Genomic DNA, 19,239 nt, shown 5'->3' on the forward strand with positions numbered 1-19,239 from the left:
TCGGTTAAACTCCATGTTCTTGTGATTACTTGTTCTCCTTCACAGCTTCCTGCTGCTACTGAATCACTAAAAGTAGCCTCTAAACTTGTATCACAATTATCTGATTCATCTGTTACATCTCCTGTTACTCCTACACTTGCATCATATGTACAATCCGCTGCTGCATATATTGTTGTGTTTGATGGAACTGTAAAGTCTGGTGCCGTGTTATCTTCTACCGTGATGGTTTGTACTTTACTTGTGGTATTTCCACAATCATCGGTTAAGCTCCATGTTCTTGTGATTACTTGTTCTCCTTCACAACTTCCTGCTGCTACTGAATCACTAAAAGTAGCCTCTAAACTTGTATCACAATTATCTGACTCATCGGTTACATCTCCTGTTACTCCTACACTGGCATCATATGTACAATCGGCTGCGGCATAAATCGTTGTATTTGCTGGAACTGTAAAGTCTGGTGCCGTGTTATCTTCTACCGTAATTGTTTGTGTAAATGTTCCACTTACTCTTCCACAAGCGTCAGTAAACGTCCAAGTATTTGTATATGTTCCATTTGTACTACAATCAACTGAAGGAACAAAACTCCCTGATGTTTTTACTGTTGCTAAATTACAATTTAACTCAGGTATTAGTTGCTGCGCTGCTTGTAGAGCTACTGAATCTTCACATGAAACAGTTCTATCTAGTGAATTTACTACTGTTGTCCAGCTAGCCTCACTTGGCTGATTAATATTTATAGTGTTTGGTTGTTCATCTCCAATACCACAACTATCTACTGAATTAGAACTTACTGTTGTCTGTGAATTCATATTTTCTTCACCAATATAATTTGCAGTCATTTGCATTTGAAACTTATCTGAACAAGTATTTTCTAGAAAGTAACATTGCCCTTTTACCACTACCTGATAATTTAGGGTATATGCTGAATCTCCCACATCTGTTATTCCATTTACAGCATTGAATGTTAATTTTCTCGTTCCACTATTATAAGTATAAGTTACACCAGAAGGTAAACCTGTTATAGGTTGTGTTAACTCTACTTCTTGTGGTATATCTACTTCTATACTTAAATTTCTTACATCATCATTTCCATTGTTCTCTACATCTACAGAAAAGTCAACTGTATCTCCTACATTTACAGAAGAACCTGTTGTTGGTGAACTTGTAAGAATTAATGGCGCTAAGTCTGGCTTCCATACATCTACCGATAATCCTATTAAAAATAAACCATAGGTTTCTTGATTAGATGTTAATCTAATTGTTGCTGATGTTTGATCATTATCAATAATTGAATTTCCTGAATTATTTAATGGAAATACATCCGCATCAAACCCTAATGTATTAGTACTTGCTGGATTTCTATTAGTAAAATCGGTTCCATCTTTTCCTATTCTACTATTAAAAAAGTTATTAGCACTACGTAAACTATACGATATATCTACCCAGTTATTACTAACATTTCTTATTTGTAATTTATCTCCTGATAAATCTCTATCCCCTTCTAATGCACCTATTACAATATCTGCATTTACATTACCCGATGGTACAGTTTGAAAACCACTAAATCCGATTTCAAACTCATTTACACTACTTGTTACATGTGCATAACCATCAAATAATGATATATTTTTCGCTGGCATTGTTGGACTTTCATATACAAATACTATTTGCCAACCTCCTGATGTACCTGTATTTCCTCCTCCATGAGATTCTAGTTCTCCTTCTTTTGCCCTAACATTTGCTATTTGGTATGTTCCGTATGGTGATGATAATCCTTTTACATCGTTTGTTATGTCTTTAAAACAGATATATGGATCATTTACAAAATGTCCTATTTCATCTCTTCCTCTGTAAAGAACCTGATCTGCTGTTATAGTTTGATATGTTGAACTTCCTGGAAGTTGTAATTTTACTTTATTATAATCCCAATCTGGTTCATCATCTGGATCATCTTCTTCTAAATCTGCTGCTGCCCAGTATAAATATGCTTTTTTAATACTTAAACAACTAATTGATGGTTCTGGATTTACAAAGTTTGCATTACTTGAATTGAATGTAGTATTATCATTATCAATATCTACAAATACATTGTTTGTAAAATCATGATTTCCATCATTTCCGTTATAGTTATTGCTTTCATGTCTAGATAAAACATTGTTAGCTATTAATGTTACGTTTCCATTTACTGCTTCTGAAAATCTAGGTTGAAAACTCTGCTTTACCTGAGCTTTCAATTCTTCTGAACCAAGTAAAAAGACCAGCCCAAAAAACAATAAAATTATGTGAGTAATTTTTTTCATAAGTAAACAGTTTTATAGCAAAAACTTATTAGTTATCGCTACTTGGGTTTGGTATATATGATTTTAAGGTAATTTTATCTAAGGCGGTTGCCCTTCTAAATGCGTTTGGATTTGATACTTCAGATATTTCTAATTGCGTACAACTCCACTTACCAAGATTTAAGTTATTTGGCTTGGTTATTTTTAAATAAAATGTTTTTATTTCATTTATATCTACTGTTATCTCATTACGAATTGGATTCATATTTTCATCATACAATGAGTAATCAAATTCTGTAATTACAGTATTCTTCTTTTTACAAAGAACATTGGTTAAGTTAACTTGATAACTAGCTTTAGTTAAGCCATTATTTTTTATTTGCAACTTATGTATATGTTCTTTTTCGTAATCTGCTTTTTGACTATATTCTTTTACAGATAACTCTACTAAATTTTGAGATATCCCTTGAAATATTGTTGTTATTAATAAGCATATTGTTAACGTAATTTTATAAACCATACATTCTTTTTTATGTTATAATATTGTACAACACACTAATTCTAACTATTTAGAAATAGGTATTAATTAGGGTAAAAAGAGGGTGTAAAAGGGTATACGTATTGCACGTAAACAACGTATTACTGTTTTTGAGTAATAGTAAAATAAATTCTTAAAATTATATAGGGAGGAAAAACTAATACTAATTGGGTAATAGTATTAATTTTGAGAGGTTAACGTTTTCGTAAGTTTTTAAAAACGATTATATCAAATATAGGATATCTTTTTGTTAAAAAAAACGATGTATGAAAAAAAAGGGGTTTTCCCCCTCTCCTTTTTTAAATAGAAAAATTCATTAAAGATTTTATATTTTTTGCTTCTTAATAGGTAATTTTGCATTATGATTCAAAACGATACTATTATTGCTATGGCTACGCCATCTGGGGTTGGAGCTATTGCCGTTATAAGACTTTCTGGTGAAAAATCTATTGAAATTGTAGATGCTTTTTTTCAATCTGTAAAAAAGAATAAATCTCTACTTTCTCAAAAATCTCATACTTTACATTTAGGTCATATTGTAAATAATGGAGTTATTCTTGACCAAGTTTTAGTATCTATTTTTAAGAATCCTAACTCTTACACTGGTGAAAATGTCGTTGAAATTTCATGTCATGGCTCTAGTTTTATTCAGCAAGAAATTATACAATTATTCCTAAAAAATGGTTGTAGAATGGCTGATAATGGTGAGTTTACCATGCGTGCCTTTTTAAACGGTAAAATGGATTTGAGTCAGGCTGAAGCTGTTGCTGATGTAATTGCTTCTAATTCGGCTGCTAGTCATCAAATGGCTATTCAGCAAATGCGTGGTGGAATTACGAATGAACTAAAAGATTTACGTGCCAAATTATTAGATTTTGCTGCTTTAATTGAATTAGAACTTGATTTTTCTGGTGAAGATGTAGAGTTTGCTGACAGAACCAAATTTAAAGAATTGGTTTCAAAAATCACCTTTGTTTTAAAGCGTCTTATTGATTCTTTTGCCTTTGGTAATGCTATGAAAAATGGAATTCCTGTTGCTATCATTGGTGAACCTAATGTAGGTAAATCTACCTTATTAAATTCTTTATTAAACGAAGAGAAAGCTATTGTTTCTGATATTGCAGGAACTACTCGTGATGCAATTGAAGATGAAATGATTATTAATGGTGTTGCTTTCCGTTTTATTGATACTGCTGGAATTAGAGAAACAGAAGATGTTGTTGAAAATATTGGTATTAAAAAAGCTTATGAAAAAGCCGAAAATGCTCAATTAATTATTTTCTTAATTGATTCTAATAAATACATACATTCAAGTGATTTATTCTTAGAAGAAATTGAAGCTATTAAAGAGCGTTTTCCAAACAAACGTTTGTTAGTTATTGCTAATAAAATTGATACTCTTTCATGTCATGATTCTGCTGTTTTAGCATCTGAAATTGAAAATGTGATTTTACTTTCTGCTAAACAAAAAACTGGTATTAATGAGCTCACTGCCGAACTAACTTCTTTAGTAAATACTGGTGCTTTAAGTAATAACGAAACTATTGTTACCAACTCTCGTCACTTTGAAGCGCTTACCTTAGCTTTAGAGAGTATTGAATCTGTTAAAAATGGTATCGAATTAGATATTTCTTCTGATTTATTTGCTATAGATATTCGTGAGTGTCTTCGTCATTTAGGTAACATTACCGGTGAATATGATGTTGATAAAGACATTCTTGGACATATTTTTGGTAATTTCTGTATCGGGAAATAAATGCTTTTTGCTAATTTTAGTGATTCTACAATATTATTTAATATTCGAACTAATTAATAAAGTTTAGGAAACCATTGTAATAAATACTAATTTTTGATAATTAAGATTTCATCTAACATCTTTAATCAGTTAATTTTATATGTCAATGTTTTAAGAATTGATAAAGGAATATCTCCATTTTTAATGATTTCTTTGTGAAACTTTTTGAAGTTAAAATTTTTATCTCTTTTAGCTTTTTCAAGAAATTCTAAAAATAAACTGGCTCCATACTTATATGTAATTACTTGAGCTGGCCAACGTTTCATTCTATTAATTTCTCGTATTCCAATATCATCTTGATCCTTGATGTGTTGTTTCCAAAATTCTAAAGCTTTTTGATCGGACCATCCATAATAATTAATGGCTATGTCTAAAGCTACTCTAACTGAACGAATTAAATCCCACTCCCATTTACCATATTCGTCATATATAGTTTCGTATACTCCTAATTCATTACCTAAATATTCTACATATGCTCCCCAACCTTCAGCAAAACCTGGATACCAAAACAGATTTTGAATTTCTGTTCTTTTAACAATATTATTAACCATAAACTGATAATGATGACCTGGAATTGCTTCATGAATATAAAACCAACCTAATTGTCTTTTATTAAATGATTCTTCAAAAAAATTGAAATAAAATGTACTATTGTTATAGTATGCTGGAACTTGCGATAGTGAAGTATTGGTGCCTCTTTCAATTCTTACGTCTGAAATGTCATTTATATAAGGAAACATTTTATCAACCTTTACAGCAACCTTCTTTTTAATATTAACAAAAGCAGTTTTTACATCATCTGGATTTTTAAAAAAGAACTCATCATTGCTTAAGTATGTCTTGAAATTTGATTTTGATAAACCCGATGCTTCTTGTAGCCTTTTCATATGTAACTTGACCTTTTCTATTTCGGCTAAACCAAACTTATATAACTCTTCTGTAGACACTTCTTTATCTACCCAACGCTTTAATAAATATGCATACCATTGCTTTCCATCTTGTACTGTAAAAATACTTTTAGAATCATCCAGTCTTGAGTTATAATTCCATTGTTTTTCAAGTTCAATTCTTTCTAAGTTTAATTCAGTTTCATAGCTAAGTATATTATAGTCGACTTTTTGATTATCGGTTAGTTTAGACTCATCTATTTCTTTTAATTTCTCTTTCAGTTTAGTGAAAAATAGTTTTTGAATCGCAATGCTGTCTTTACTCTTTATGCTATTTAATGTATTCACATAGTTAATTTGCAAGTTTGGAATTCTTAATAAGGGATATTGCTTTAAAAAATCGTTTTTAACCCTGTTAAATTGTTGACGTTGTGAAAAACCAATTGTTGATTCATTTATAAAACCTCCATCAGACACAGTAAACTTTTTAATTACTGAACCAGTTTTTTGATTTTTGGTATAGTATAGTTCATTCGTAGAAGACACAAATACACTGTTCCATTCCAAAAAGTCGGTAGAGAGGCTTCTTTTTACTAAAACCTGTGGAGTAGTAGTTTTTTCAAATTGTAAAAATGAGAAATTATTGTTTGTACATCCTGTAAAAGAAATTAGTACTATTAAGGATAAGAATATACTTTTTATAGAATTTAGTTTTTTATCCTTCTTTGAAATTATAAAAAGCTTTTCTTTTTGACTTATTAAAAATTTCATATTGATGATTTATTTGTTGTTATTAATTACATTTTTGAAATAACTCAAAGAAGCTGGTTCAAAAACATATTTCTGTTTCTTTTGATTAAAATACCCCATTGAAACAATACCAACCAATTTACCATGTGTATCTAAAACAGGTCCACCACTACACCCTCCATAATTACCTTTTGGTACATTTAAACTTAAACTACCTTCTTTAGTGTAATTAATAAATGTTCCTTTTACTCTAATTGGTTTTTCTTTATCATATGAATAGCCTAAAAAATAAAGCTTCTCTCCTTTTTTTATAGGTGAATCTCGAAGTGTATATACTGCTATATTTTTTGGTATTACACTGTTAACTCCAAAGATTAACCAATCTCCTTTAGGTGGCATTGTAATAGCTTCATCCGTATTTTCATTAATAAGCTTTCCGACTGTAATTTTATTTTTACTTTCTTTAGAATAGAGCGTCCAAGCTTTTAGTTCGTTACCAAAACTGATGTTTTTCATACGATTTGTTTTTGCAAAGAACAATACGTGTTTTGCAGTTATGGCATAGATTTTACTTTTGTAACGAAGTAAAAAACCACTTCCTGCATGAGCGTTATCAAACTTTGAATTTTTAAATTCAGCTTTACAGACTAGAACAGAATCTATTTGAGCAAAAACATTTGTAAATGTTATTAGTGTACAAACAAAAAATATTTTTTTTAAAGACTTCATAATATTAATATAAATAATTATTCAACTTTTAGATTTAAGTTATTCCATTTTATAGTTTCAATTTTTATCTTTCCTGAGGAATTTTTACTGTATTTAAGAAAAACATTTTCAATATCTGTAGAAAGAATGCCTTCTGACTGATAATATAATTCAGTACTGATTTCAAAAAAACTTCTTATTCGTCTAGACATTTTTAAATACAATTTTCCGTCTGTCTCTCTAATACGTAGTTTTCTTTTTTCAACTTTATATTTACCTTCAAGTTGCTTTCTTAATTCTTTAGGAATAGGTTTCTTCTTAGCCTCTATTGAATAAGCTTCTGTTGCCTTAATCCAAGGGTCAATGTTTGCTTTTTTGTCAGTAAAAGAATAATTAACTTTTAAATGTGGCAGCAATGTTTTATTAGAATCCTGTTTCCAACTAGTCGCCCACAATGTATGAGTAATCGATACTTTTAAACCAGAGTTTGGTAAAGTAATGTATTTAATGTCTCCAACGGTATTTACGCCTTCTGCTGTTGGTTCTCCTACAAGAATTGCCTTAGTATTTAGATTTAAAATTGATACCAATTCTAATAGAGCTCCTCTTGTTGCTTTACTTGTTAATACAAATAAATGACCTTCTTTATTAATCGCTTTGGAAACTCTTAATAAATCTGTTAATCGTTTTAATTTAAAGCCGTTTCCACCTCCCCCATATCTAACATCAATAATAATTTTATCAGTTTTATTGGAAGTTATATTTTCTTCTATTTTATCGATAAAATTAGAAAACGAATATTCTTCTTTATTATTTACAACTGCTTGTAGCTGTACAAATAGGGTTTTAGTATTTGGTATAAAATCCAACCAATAGTTCTTTCCTTTATAATTTTTATTAGTGTAACTAAAAAACTCATCGTTTGGTAATTTTCTATTTAATTTTACATATTCATTAATTGATTCACTTTTTATAAGTGTTGTTTTCCCTGATGCAAACTCTAGTTTTACTTCGTTGTCGTTAATTCCTAAACCTACTGTCTTAAGTATAGAGGGCATAAATCCATACACCTGAAAAAGGTGTTTTTTATAATATAGACTATCAGCATTTAGGAAAATTTTTAGCTTTTCAAACACTTTTTCAATAGGAGTATTATTGATTTTAATTACTTGTTTATCAATAATTTCCTTATAATTATTTGTAGCATCTAAAACATACAAACCATTTGAAAACCAATAAGTTTTAATAGGTAAAACTTGTAATTCAAGCCCTTTTTGAAATAGTGGCACATTACAACCTTCGTCATTTAGAGTGTTCATTAATTTTTGAATACTAAACATTGCTTCATAACCATTAAAATCTAAAGTCAATAGGTCGTTATGAACTGAATTGAAGTTTTTTTTGACTGCTTCATATTGATACATAGGTGCGATTTTCTCAACTCTTTGTTTTAAATATTTAAAGTCTTCTTGCCATAACTTTTTTTCAATTTGTAGGTTTATCTCTTGTGAATTTCCAGAGTAAGAAAATAGTAAGTAACAGGTAAATAGTAATATTTTTCTCATTAATCTACTTTTCGAGTTTAGATTTCATCCACTTTACAGTTTCTTTTCCTAAATCTGTACTGTAATTATTTATGGCGTGGCTTAAATAGTTACCACTACCAAGAGTTTCAACATTATGCTGCATCGAATTGAAGTTTACAAAGCCATGGTCTGCTTTATTAATCAAAATAAAATCCCCTTTACCCCCATTGCTATTTACTATTTCTGCTATTCTTTTGGCTCCTTTTGGACTTATAGCCTGAATATCAAATTCACCATGCATTGCTAAAACTTTGGTTTTTACTTTTGACCATGCTCTAGGAATATCTACATCAGATAAGTTTTGCCAAAAATCGAAATGACGACCTATGTATTGATTTTGTTTAAAATTAGTGATGTTTGCACTGAAAAAGTCTGCATAAGATTTGTTAGCCAATATTTCTTCACCTGATAGTTTATTGATTAAAAAGTCCTTGTTAAATTTTAAGTTAATTTTGTTATCTTCCTTGATCTGTTCATCAGATACTCCAAAATGCTTAGGTTGAATAGTATATAAATCTACCATATAATCATACCAATTTTGAGCAATACTTCCGTAGGTTACAATACCACGTGGTGATTTAAGTTCGTTTAAAAGTGGTGCGATGACACCTCCCATAGAATGCCCAAACATAAAGATGTTATTAGTATCAATAGATTTTTGTTTTAGCAAATCTTTATAACCTTCTTGAAACGCCTTTAATTCTTCATTAAAACTTATTTGCATACAATGTTTTTTACTTTTACTATCTCCAACTCCAGGCTTTTCAATACGGTAAATAGCAAACCCTGCTTCTAACCAATCATTCATTAATTTTTTCATAGGGTACTGGTCCGAAACTGTCTCTACAGAGCCACATGTGTAGCCTTGTAAAAAATATACAACTGGTGGATTTTTTATAATTTTTGGAGTAACCAAAATGGTTCTTAGCGCATTGTCTTGATATACAACCTCACTATATTTAACATTAGCATTTTTAAAGACTTCAATTGGTTTACCTAATAAAGATGTAGTCTTTTTCTTTCTTTTATTTTCTGAATAATAATCAGCTTCGATTTTATCACCCTCATAAAGCAATCTAGTAATTGCTAAAACATCTTGAACGGTTGTTACTGATACTCCATTTAACTTAGAAAGTACATCACCTTCCTTGACTCCTAAATTAAAGAAGGTTGAGTTCGGCATTACAGTATTAATTAGTACTCCAGAGTTGATTTTTAAATTTTCTTGTTTAACTATACTATCATTTAATGTTTGCATAGTGATACCTAGAAGACCTTTTCTTTTTAAGGTTTGTGCTTCTAAAATATTCTGTACCAATAACATTATAATTATTAGACTTATGTATCTTGTTTTCATTTTTTACTTTGGTTTTATTAAATATTAAAAAATGAGAAAATGAGAAGGAACTCAAACTATTAAATGAAGAAAACATCAACCTTCTCTATTTTAGTCACTTCCGATTTAATTTTGAATAACTATATTAATTTCTGGGTAATTTGTATGTTCCCGTTTCAACCTCTTTTATAATTTCGTTCAATCTGGATTGAAATTGTTCTGGTGCTATTTTTAGTACTTTTCTGATATCTTTTAACGCTGCTTTCTTATTATTCAAAAAATATTGGCTTATACCTCTATTCAACTCTAAAAACCATGTATTAGGGTTTAATTCAAGTAAGTTATTGCAGTACTCTAATGCATCCTGATATAAACCATTTTGAATTAAAAACCTACTAAAACCATTTGCCTCATATAAATTCGCGTTTATTTCCTTTGCTTCTGCAATGGTAGTTTTAGCTTCTTCAGTTTTATTTAGTTTTCTTAACAATCTTATCTTAGTTGACATATTCGTTAAATTCTTATCAGCCGCGAAACCACCATATCCACCATTTATGGAACGGTTTGCCCATTGTAAAGCTTCTTCTAAATTGGTATTGTGATTTAAACACCATAAAGCAGCATCATTCCATGCTTGCCAATGGTAAGTATTAATACCTCGTAGTTCATTTCTAAAGCTTTCTACAACAGTTTTATTTAAATCAACTTCAACTTTAAATGGAATTCGTTTTTCACCCCATTCTAATCCAATAACCAATGAGTTTTCAGTTCTGTTTAAGAATTCATAATCTAGCTGTTCTGACTTTGCGCAAGACTCAGGTTTTACAGTTACTTTTAAGCTTACATCCTTATCTTTATCTAAGTAATAACTACCCCATTGATTGTGATTATGAGCAAATAATAAAGTATATGTGTCATTATCAGGAATAATATGAACCCCATAAATGCCTGCTTTTAACGACTGCCCTTCAACTAACACATCAGTTGTGAATTCAATAGTTGTAGCCATATTGGCTCCAGCTCTCCAAGCTATAGGGTTTCCTCCTTGTGGTATAATATTAGGATTGTTCCAAACATCCCTATTACGTAATGCAGGACTTCCATAATCTAATGTAATCTCGGTTATTCCTAATTTTTGGGTTTCTTTAACTCTCGGACTCCCTTGCGGCATATTTAAGGTGTGAAATTGTGCCATTAAATTCTGCATTAAAAATGCTGCAAATAGTAAAGCTATGAACTTTTTCATTTCTTTTGTGTATTTAACTTTATTTATAATTAATTTTAAAATTGAGAAGAACTATTCAAGGCTTTCTATGTTAGATAGAATGAAATAGTAAATCTTGTACAAACCTAATTTTTAAAGCGTGTTGAGTCGTCCTAATACCTGTAAAAACAGAAATTAGTACTTACTTTTAAGAGTGATTTAACAAAAATTATCTACATCAGCAGAAAGGAAAGTTATAAGTAGTGAAGATTATCCGTACATAGTAGAAATATAATTCTTTCTGTAATTAGATGGTGTTTGACCAACAGTCTTTTTAAAAACAGAATTAAAAACAGACTTACTATTAAATCCAGATTCATATAAAATGGTTAGGATTGTCATTTCTTCGTCTCCATTTTTTAAAAGAGATTTTGCTTCTTCTATTCTATAGAAATTAATAAAGTCGTAAAAATTACCTTTATAAAATGTGTTTATTAAAATTGAAATGTTTCGCGCAGATTCTCCTAAAGCATCTGATAAATCACCGATCTTTAAATCGGATTTTTTATAGAGTTTTTCCTCTACCAACAAATCACAAAGCTTGTTATAGTTTTCCTTATTGATTTTAGAATTGACAGTTTCCTTTCGGAGTTTTACCATTAGGTTGTTATAGAAAAACTCTGGATGATTTAATAGTTGAAATAAAGTAATATTAGACAATCCCAACAATAGTAATATTCCTATAAATGTAAAGGTATAAGAAATTTTCGGTAAGCTTTCCATTAACGAACCGATAAGAAACATCAACCAAATCATAATAAAGAAAACTAAAGTTTGTTTTAGCCATTTGGAAATTTTTACAAACCTTAGGTTGTCGCTCTTATGCTTGTATATCACCCAAAAAGAAATAAACGTATAGGCAATAACTTGCACGAAATACAGTTTGTCAAAAGAATTTCTAAGCCATAAAATGCTTGAAGTTACTTCACTATCCCGTTTCAAAAGAAACAGAAGAACCAGTAATATATTCAATACCAAAAATATTGCAAAAGGTATAAAATGAATGACATGTTTTTTTATTGAGATACTTCCTTTAATAATACTTAAAGCAAAAAGATATAAAATGGGGGCATAAAAAAACAGAAATGAATTAAGAAAGATACCTGCTAGAAAAACAACTTTACTTTCTGGAAAAATTGTTCTTGTAATAATTAGATTACTCAGTAAGGTTATTCCTTTTCCTAACAAAAAGAATGAAAAAACATAAACCGAAATGTCTAACTTTTTTCTAAAATACCATATGATAATTGAAAAAAGTAAAAAATTAAATACCGTTATTCCTTGTAAAAACTCTATGTTTCTCTGTTTTTTTTGGTAAATATCGTGAATTCAAAGCTTAAAATAAAGTTAATTGTTCTTAATAAAATATTCATTAACCAAAACCTTATCCTCCATAGTTACATGTAAACGGATAAGAAATATGATATAAAAAAGAGATGTCATTTGGACTAATAATATTTGTGATTTTTTATTATTTGTTTTTTTCAAAGAACCTAACAAAAGAAAACAAAATCTTCCACCTATAGGAAGATATAAGATAATTGAATTTTATCTTTAAGTCTCATTTATTTAACTAATATTATTATTTTCTGTATTGGGAAATAGATTTACTTATTTAATTCAAGTACAAATTTTCTAAAAAATATTATATAATTTCTCTGAATTTTATGCCTATTAATTATTTAATAGTTTTATGAAAAACATTTTCATTTCAATACATTTGTTATTAAGAGAAATAAAAATACATATTATCATAATTTATGATAGAATTCTACAATAAAATATTAATGTTTTTATCAAAACCATATCCTTTCTATTATAAAGGAAAATCTTTAAAGGTTGTTTCTTTCTTGATATTTATTGTAACATTTCTTTTTCTCTATTTTTATGAGCCTTTTGTAACAACTTATGATCCTGTGTATAAAATGGATTATTTCTGGATCGTTATAATTCGCTCTTTCATCCCTGTAATTATAATTTCGCTTTTATCATTTTTAAAATTCGCTTTTCCAAGTGAAAATGGTTGGAATATCAAAAAAGAAATAGTTTTAATTGCTATATTTCTTCTTTTAGTAGGAATAATTCAATTTCTAATTCGAGATATTATTTATGATCTCTCTGACAATTGGTCATTGTATTTTTTTATTACTGATATAGAGCATACATTTTTAATAGGGTCATTATTAATCATTATCGTTATTTCTTTTAACTATAATAGATTAAACTCAAGGAATATTGGAACAGCTCATGAATTAAGTTATTCTTTAAACTCTAATAAAAACAACCAAACACAAACTGTTTTAGTAAGTCCTAAAGTAAAAAGTGAAGAATTTGTTTTAAATATAAATGATTTCTTATATGCTAAGGCCGTTGGAAATTATGTCGAATTACATTTAAAAGGTGAGGAAAAAAACTATATTTTAAAGCGTATGACTTTAAAAGAGCTTATAAATGCTTTAAAACAGTATCCTAACATTTTTAAAACACATCGATCATACATTGTAAATTTAAATTTCATTGAAAAGGTTTCTGGTAATGCACAAGGATACAAACTTCAATTATCTTCTTGTGAAGAAGAAGTTCCTGTAGCGAGAAATATTATCCCTTCTTTTAATAAGAAAGTAAAAAAGGAATAAATCTACTTTGTTTTTAGTCACAAACTCTTGTCAATCATAAATAATAATGCCTTTCATCACAAAAGCTTGATAACAATCACAAATTATATTTAACATCTTCATTTTCCAATAGTTTTGCTCAAAATTTAAAAATCAGAAGAAAAAACATAGGCTCATTAGAAATATGTTTTTATCAAAATACAAATTAAAACAAGCAAAATTATGATTTATAAGAAATTGATTTTAGCATCTGCACTACTTTTAATCTTAGTCTTAACCTCTTGCAATAATAATGATGATATCGGTGATATAAATAATAATTGTACTATAACAGGAGAAGGTGCAATTGTTACAAAAACTTTAGACTTACCCTATTTTAGTGGAATTAATTTATCTTTAACTGGAAATGTAAATATCACACAAGGAACTGCTCAAATAGTAGAAGTTGTTGGTCAGTCAAATATTATAACGGATCTATCAACATCTGTTATTAATAATTTTTGGACTATTGGTTTTGAAGGAAACTGCAGTTATAATTACAATGAATTAACTATAAATATTACTGTTCCAAAAATTGATAAGTTAGAATTAAGTGGCTCTGGGAATATAATAGTTAATAATTTTACTAATCAAAACAATTCACTTAATATCTCATTAAGCGGTAGTGGTCAATTAAATTTAAATGAATTTGAAGGAATAACTTCTATCGATTTTCAATCAAGTGGTGATATAAACGCTAACTTAAACAAAACTATTACAACTTTAAATGAATTAAAGATTCGTCTTAGTGGTAGTGGTAGCTTAAATATCACTGAAGCAGGTACATTAGTACAAATATTAACCCTTAACCTTATAGGTGATGGTAATTATAATGGGTTTAATATAAAAGCAAACACTTGTACTATTACTTCTTCAGGCTCTGGTTATGCAAAAGTAACTGTTAATGATACTTTAAATGCAACTTTAAGTGGCAGTGGAAATATAAGTTACAAGGGATATCCTATTATTAATCAAAACATTAGTGGTTATGGTCAAATAATTGATGCCAATTAAATTACTATAGAATTTTAATAAAATTGGCTAAAAATGGTATTCATTTTTAAAACTAATATACAAGAAACAGAGGAACAAAAAATTCTTAAAGTATTGTCATCCATTAATGAAATAACAAAAATAAATTTTGATTTTGAAGATTGTGATAATATTTTAAGAATTGAATCCGAATTTAATATCAGTAATGAACTGATTGGTATACTGAAGTCTTTAGGCTTTTATTGTAAAGAACTATTATAAATTCTAACTCTTCTCTCATCAAACTTAAATTTAATTTATAACGTATATAATATGAAAAAATATTTCCCTTTATTATATCTAATAATTATAGTTCTAACAGTTTCTTATAGTTATTACTCATTAATGCCTCATAAAGTCTCAGACGCTTCAACTCCTTTAACTAAATTTTCAACAGAACGTGCATTAAAACCTCTTAAAGAAATTTCTAAAGAAGCTCATTATCTAGGGTCTAAAGAACATATAAATGTAAGAGAATTCATTGTCTCTGAATTTGAACAATTAGGACTTCAAGTAGAAATTGAAACACAAGAAATTTTTTCCAAAAATTATAATGTAGGTGCAAAAACTAGTAACATTATTGCGAAAATAAAAGGTACAGATAGTACTAAAGCTTTAATGCTTAGCACACATTATGATTCTGATACAAGATCTGCCATTGGAACTAGCGATGCTGGAAGTGGGATTGTTACAATTATAGAAGGGATAAGAGCCTTTCTTACCACTGGAAAACAGCCTAAAAATGATATTATTATCTTGATTACGGATGGTGAAGAATTAGGTTTATTAGGAGCCACTGCTTATGCACAGACCCATAATATTGATGAGGAAGTGGGCATGATTTTAGTTTTTGAATCAAGAGGTTCTGGTGGACCGAGTTATATGCTTATAGAAACTAACGGAGGAAATAAAAATGTTATTAAAGAATTCCAGAAAGCGCATCCTAAGTATCCTGTTGCCAATTCATTGATGTATACCATTTCTAAAATGCTACCCAACTCTACTGATTTATCAGCTTTTAGAGAAGGAACAAATATTAATGGAATGAGTTTTGCTTTTATCGGGGATCATTTCGATTATCACACACCCCAAGATAATTTTGAGCGTATGGATCGAGAATCATTAGAACATCAAGGTACATACTTAATGCCTTTATTACATCATTTTGCTAATGCTGATTTAAATAACTTGAATTCTGAAGAAGATTATGTCTATTTTAACTTTCCTTTATTTGGTGTTATTTATTACCCTTTCTCTTGGGTTATTCCTATACTAACTCTAGTTCTTCTATTATTTATTGGGGTAATTGGTTATGGAATTAAAATGAAAAAAATAAGTACTAAAAAGAGTTTAAAAGGTTTTATCCCATTTTTAATTGTTTTGATTGGTTCTTCTATTCTTACAAAATTTGGTTGGGAACTACTTAAAATTATTCATCCACAATACAACGATATTAAACAAGGATTTACATATAATGGCTACACTTATATTGTTGCATTTGTAGCATTAACTCTAGCTATATGCTTTTTTGTTTACAATAAATACTTTGAAAAAAACATATCTGAAAATCTTGTAATTGCTCCTATATTCATATGGTTACTAATAAGTATTGGAACTGCATTTTATTTAAAAGGAGGTTCTTATTTCATTTTAGCAGTATATTCTGGTTTATTAAATTTTATTGTATTATTTTTCTTTAAAATTAAGGAGGAAAATAAATTATTATTAATTACTTTACTATCAATTCCTATTTTAATAATTTTTACTCCATCTATAAAAATGTTTCCTGTTGGTTTAGGTTTAGATATGCTAGTTGCTGGAATTGTTATTCTTGTTTTATTATTTGGAATATTAACTCCTATTCTTTCGAAACTCAAAATATTTAAACTAGATAGGGTATTCTTTATTATTGCTATTATTACTTTTATTACAGCATCATTTCAATCATCGTATACTTTAGATAGAAAGAAACCAAATAGTATTAACTATATTTTAAATACTAATACGAATAAAGCTTTTTGGGGGAGTTTTGACAATACCTTAGATGAATTCACCTCACAATTCTTCGCTAAGAATATCGAAAAAAATGATAAATTTTATTACAAATTTTATACTGAAACAGAAGTAAAACCAATAGTACAACCAAGTATTAAAATAAATAAGGATACCATTATTGATAATAAAAGATTTATTGATTTTTCAATAAAAAGCCATCGTAATGCTAATAAAATAGAATTATACGCTAAAAACAACTTCATTATCAAAAGCCTTAAAATAAATGGTTTCAACTTAGAAAAGCAAAAAGAGAAAGACTACGTTATAAATACTAAAAAGAGAAAGTGGATAGGTGAATATAATTTTGCTTATAAAGATTCTATTTTAAATATTCAACTTTCAGTTTTACCCAATGATAAACCAATTATAAACTTAAGTGAAATATCTTATGATTTACTCAAAAATCCTAATTTCAAAATAGAACCAAGAAAGAATTACATGATGACTAACTCTTATCCAAACGATGTGGTTGATGCAATTGTTTTGATTAAGAAAATTGAATTTTAAAATTATTACCTTTAAAAAAATTACATAAAAATCTAATTATGAGAGTGTGAACTTGTTTAAATAGTTCACGCTTTTTTTTAGTTTACTTTGTAATTAACCTATTTATAAATCTCATTTATGAATAATATAACAAATTCTATCTTGTTGTGGAGCGTTGCTCTATCAAGTATATTTAAAATAACTGCTCAAGAAATAAATACAAACAAAAGAAAATATTACACTCTACCTGAAAGTCCCACAAACCCATATTTCATTGAGTCTATTACTTTCTGTATTGGGAAATAGATGTAAGTTTTTAGTCTACTAAAAACAACTCTTTATATATGAGCTACTGCTCTTTATCTATTATTTCATAATGATAATGCTTTACAGTTTAAGTTTACTTTGTAATTAAACTCTTTATAAAACCTCATTTATGAAAAATAAAACTACCTCAATCTTATTGTTGGTTGTTACGCTATCAAGTATATTTAAAATAACTGCTCAAGAAATAAATGCAGATCAAAAGGAAGCAAACGAACTAGTACATCAAATAGTAACTGAACTTACTAAGCTCCCCACTACTCCTCCTGGTATTTCAGTAGCAATAAGTAAAGATAATAGTATTGTTTACTCCGAAGGTTTTGGTTATTCTGATTTAAAAACTAAGAAAAAAGTTACTCCAAAAACACAATTCAGAGCTGGTAGCTTGTCTAGGGCTATTACTACCACTGCTCTAGCAAAGCTAGTTGAGAAAAAAAGCATCAATTTTAATGACTTAGCTCAAAAATTTTTATCAAACTATCCCAAAAAAGAATACCAATTCACTGTAAAACAACTTGCAACGGGACTTTCTGGTATGGGGCATTATTCTAAAAATGATCAATTAGAAAATCGTTACTATACTAGTGTTAAAGATGCTGTGAGCGTCTTTTCTCATATTCCTCTTTTACATAAACCTGGAGATAAATATAAATATAGTATTCATGCATATACATTGCTCTCTTTGGTTATGGAAAAAGCTTCTAATAAAGATTTTCTAACCTTACTTGACAATGAAATTTTCAAGCCTCTAAAAATGACTTCTACGGGTATAGAAGCAACCAAAAAAATGACCAAACTATATAATTTTGATGCTAAAAAAGAGGGAGCTCATTTTTTAGAAATTGAAAAACCTAAAAACTACAGCTATAGTTTAGCAGGAGCTGCTTTGATTTCTACACCAACAGACTTACTAAAATTAGTAAACGCTTATAATAATGGCTATATAAAAAAAGATATTGTTGATACTTTTTATGAAGCTCAAAAATTAAATTCTGGTGAAACAATTCGAGAAGGAATTGGTTGGGATAATAATTGGGATATGGCTGATAGAAAAGTATTTGAACAAGATGGTGCTGGGGAAGGAACTCGTTGTATTGTTAGTAGTTTTCCTAATCAAAAAGTAAGCATTGCTTTAATGACCAATGCTTTACGCCTTTGGGCTATAGAAGAAACTGCTCATACTTTGGCTATTCCCTACTTAACCAAGCCAATGGTTTACAAACAACCTAAAGGAAAATTTAAACTAATTGTTGAAGAAGATGTTCGAGGAAAATGGGTAAAAAGAGATGGTTTTTTAGAACTAGATGGTAAAAATGATAAACTTACTATTAACTCTAAAGAAAAAAATGAAGAAATATATAAATTAATCTATCTAAAGAGAAAAAACATATATGCCTTAATACACCCTGACGGTGTTTTGTATACTGAAATTGACTTTCATAACAATACAATTTTAGGCAAAGTAATGTATTATAGAGGCCCTAATATTCATAAAACTTCTACTGAGCCTCCTTACTTAAGGTTTAAAAGTAACTTAAGCTAATA

At 28.7% G+C, this 19,239-nt stretch carries 12 protein-coding genes and 1 pseudogene; 5 read left to right on the forward strand and 8 right to left on the reverse strand.

What is annotated here, in order from left to right; all coding sequences use genetic code 11:
- Both MHN29_RS09145 and MHN29_RS09150 read right to left on the reverse strand, forming a co-directional pair.
- A pseudogene (locus MHN29_RS09145) lies at positions 1-2,300 on the reverse strand (DUF11 domain-containing protein); the annotation flags it as partial.
- Positions 2,301-2,328: 28 nt separating this feature from the next.
- The gene (locus MHN29_RS09150; RefSeq protein WP_235274905.1) at positions 2,329-2,799 is read right to left on the reverse strand and encodes a hypothetical protein; all 471 of its coding nucleotides are present in this window, start codon (positions 2,797-2,799) and stop codon (positions 2,329-2,331) included.
- A gap of 379 nt (positions 2,800-3,178) precedes the next feature.
- Between MHN29_RS09150 and mnmE the strand changes: the two genes are divergently transcribed.
- A complete protein-coding gene (gene mnmE / locus MHN29_RS09155) occupies positions 3,179-4,573 on the forward strand; it encodes a tRNA uridine-5-carboxymethylaminomethyl(34) synthesis GTPase MnmE (protein ID WP_235274904.1) in 1,395 nt (464 codons plus the stop codon).
- A gap of 125 nt (positions 4,574-4,698) precedes the next feature.
- Here the strand turns inward: mnmE and MHN29_RS09160 are convergent, their stop codons facing one another.
- The 6 genes from MHN29_RS09160 to MHN29_RS09185 form a co-directional block, all read right to left on the reverse strand.
- Positions 4,699-6,270: a DUF885 domain-containing protein gene (locus tag MHN29_RS09160; protein ID WP_235274903.1), complete on the reverse strand. Its 1,572-nt coding sequence runs from the start codon at positions 6,268-6,270 to the stop codon at positions 4,699-4,701.
- 9 nt (positions 6,271-6,279) lie between these two features.
- Positions 6,280-6,978, reverse strand: coding sequence for a serine protease (locus MHN29_RS09165; protein ID WP_235274902.1), 699 nt, complete (start codon positions 6,976-6,978; stop codon positions 6,280-6,282).
- 17 nt (positions 6,979-6,995) lie between these two features.
- Positions 6,996-8,522, reverse strand: coding sequence for a hypothetical protein (locus tag MHN29_RS09170; RefSeq protein WP_235274901.1), 1,527 nt, complete (start codon positions 8,520-8,522; stop codon positions 6,996-6,998).
- Positions 8,523-8,526: 4 nt separating this feature from the next.
- A complete protein-coding gene (locus MHN29_RS09175) occupies positions 8,527-9,900 on the reverse strand; it encodes a serine aminopeptidase domain-containing protein (protein WP_235274900.1) in 1,374 nt (457 codons plus the stop codon).
- A gap of 124 nt (positions 9,901-10,024) precedes the next feature.
- Positions 10,025-11,125 carry a DUF2911 domain-containing protein gene (locus MHN29_RS09180; RefSeq protein WP_235274899.1) on the reverse strand — a complete coding sequence of 367 codons (1,101 nt, stop codon included), beginning with the start codon at positions 11,123-11,125 and terminating at the stop codon, positions 10,025-10,027.
- Positions 11,126-11,353: 228 nt separating this feature from the next.
- Positions 11,354-11,899, reverse strand: a complete 546-nt coding sequence (locus tag MHN29_RS09185) for an AraC family transcriptional regulator (RefSeq protein WP_235274898.1) — start codon at positions 11,897-11,899, stop codon at positions 11,354-11,356.
- 1,031 nt (positions 11,900-12,930) lie between these two features.
- Between MHN29_RS09185 and MHN29_RS09190 the strand changes: the two genes are divergently transcribed.
- From MHN29_RS09190 to MHN29_RS09205, 4 genes are all read left to right on the forward strand, one after another.
- Entirely contained in the window at positions 12,931-13,779 is an 849-nt protein-coding gene (locus MHN29_RS09190; RefSeq protein ID WP_235274897.1) for a LytTR family DNA-binding domain-containing protein, read from the forward strand.
- Between the two features lie 201 nt (positions 13,780-13,980).
- A complete protein-coding gene (locus MHN29_RS09195) occupies positions 13,981-14,811 on the forward strand; it encodes a head GIN domain-containing protein (RefSeq protein WP_235274896.1) in 831 nt (276 codons plus the stop codon).
- A 291-nt stretch (positions 14,812-15,102) separates the two neighbouring features.
- Positions 15,103-17,391 (forward strand): M28 family peptidase, encoded by a 2,289-nt coding sequence (locus MHN29_RS09200; RefSeq protein WP_235274895.1) that lies wholly within the window; start codon positions 15,103-15,105, stop codon positions 17,389-17,391.
- Positions 17,392-17,806: 415 nt separating this feature from the next.
- Positions 17,807-19,237 (forward strand): serine hydrolase, encoded by a 1,431-nt coding sequence (locus tag MHN29_RS09205; RefSeq protein ID WP_235274894.1) that lies wholly within the window; start codon positions 17,807-17,809, stop codon positions 19,235-19,237.
- Positions 19,238-19,239 lie beyond the last annotated feature (2 nt).

The organism is Tenacibaculum sp. Cn5-46, from assembly GCF_022347705.1.
Taxonomy (GTDB): domain Bacteria; phylum Bacteroidota; class Bacteroidia; order Flavobacteriales; family Flavobacteriaceae; genus Polaribacter; species Polaribacter aiptasiae.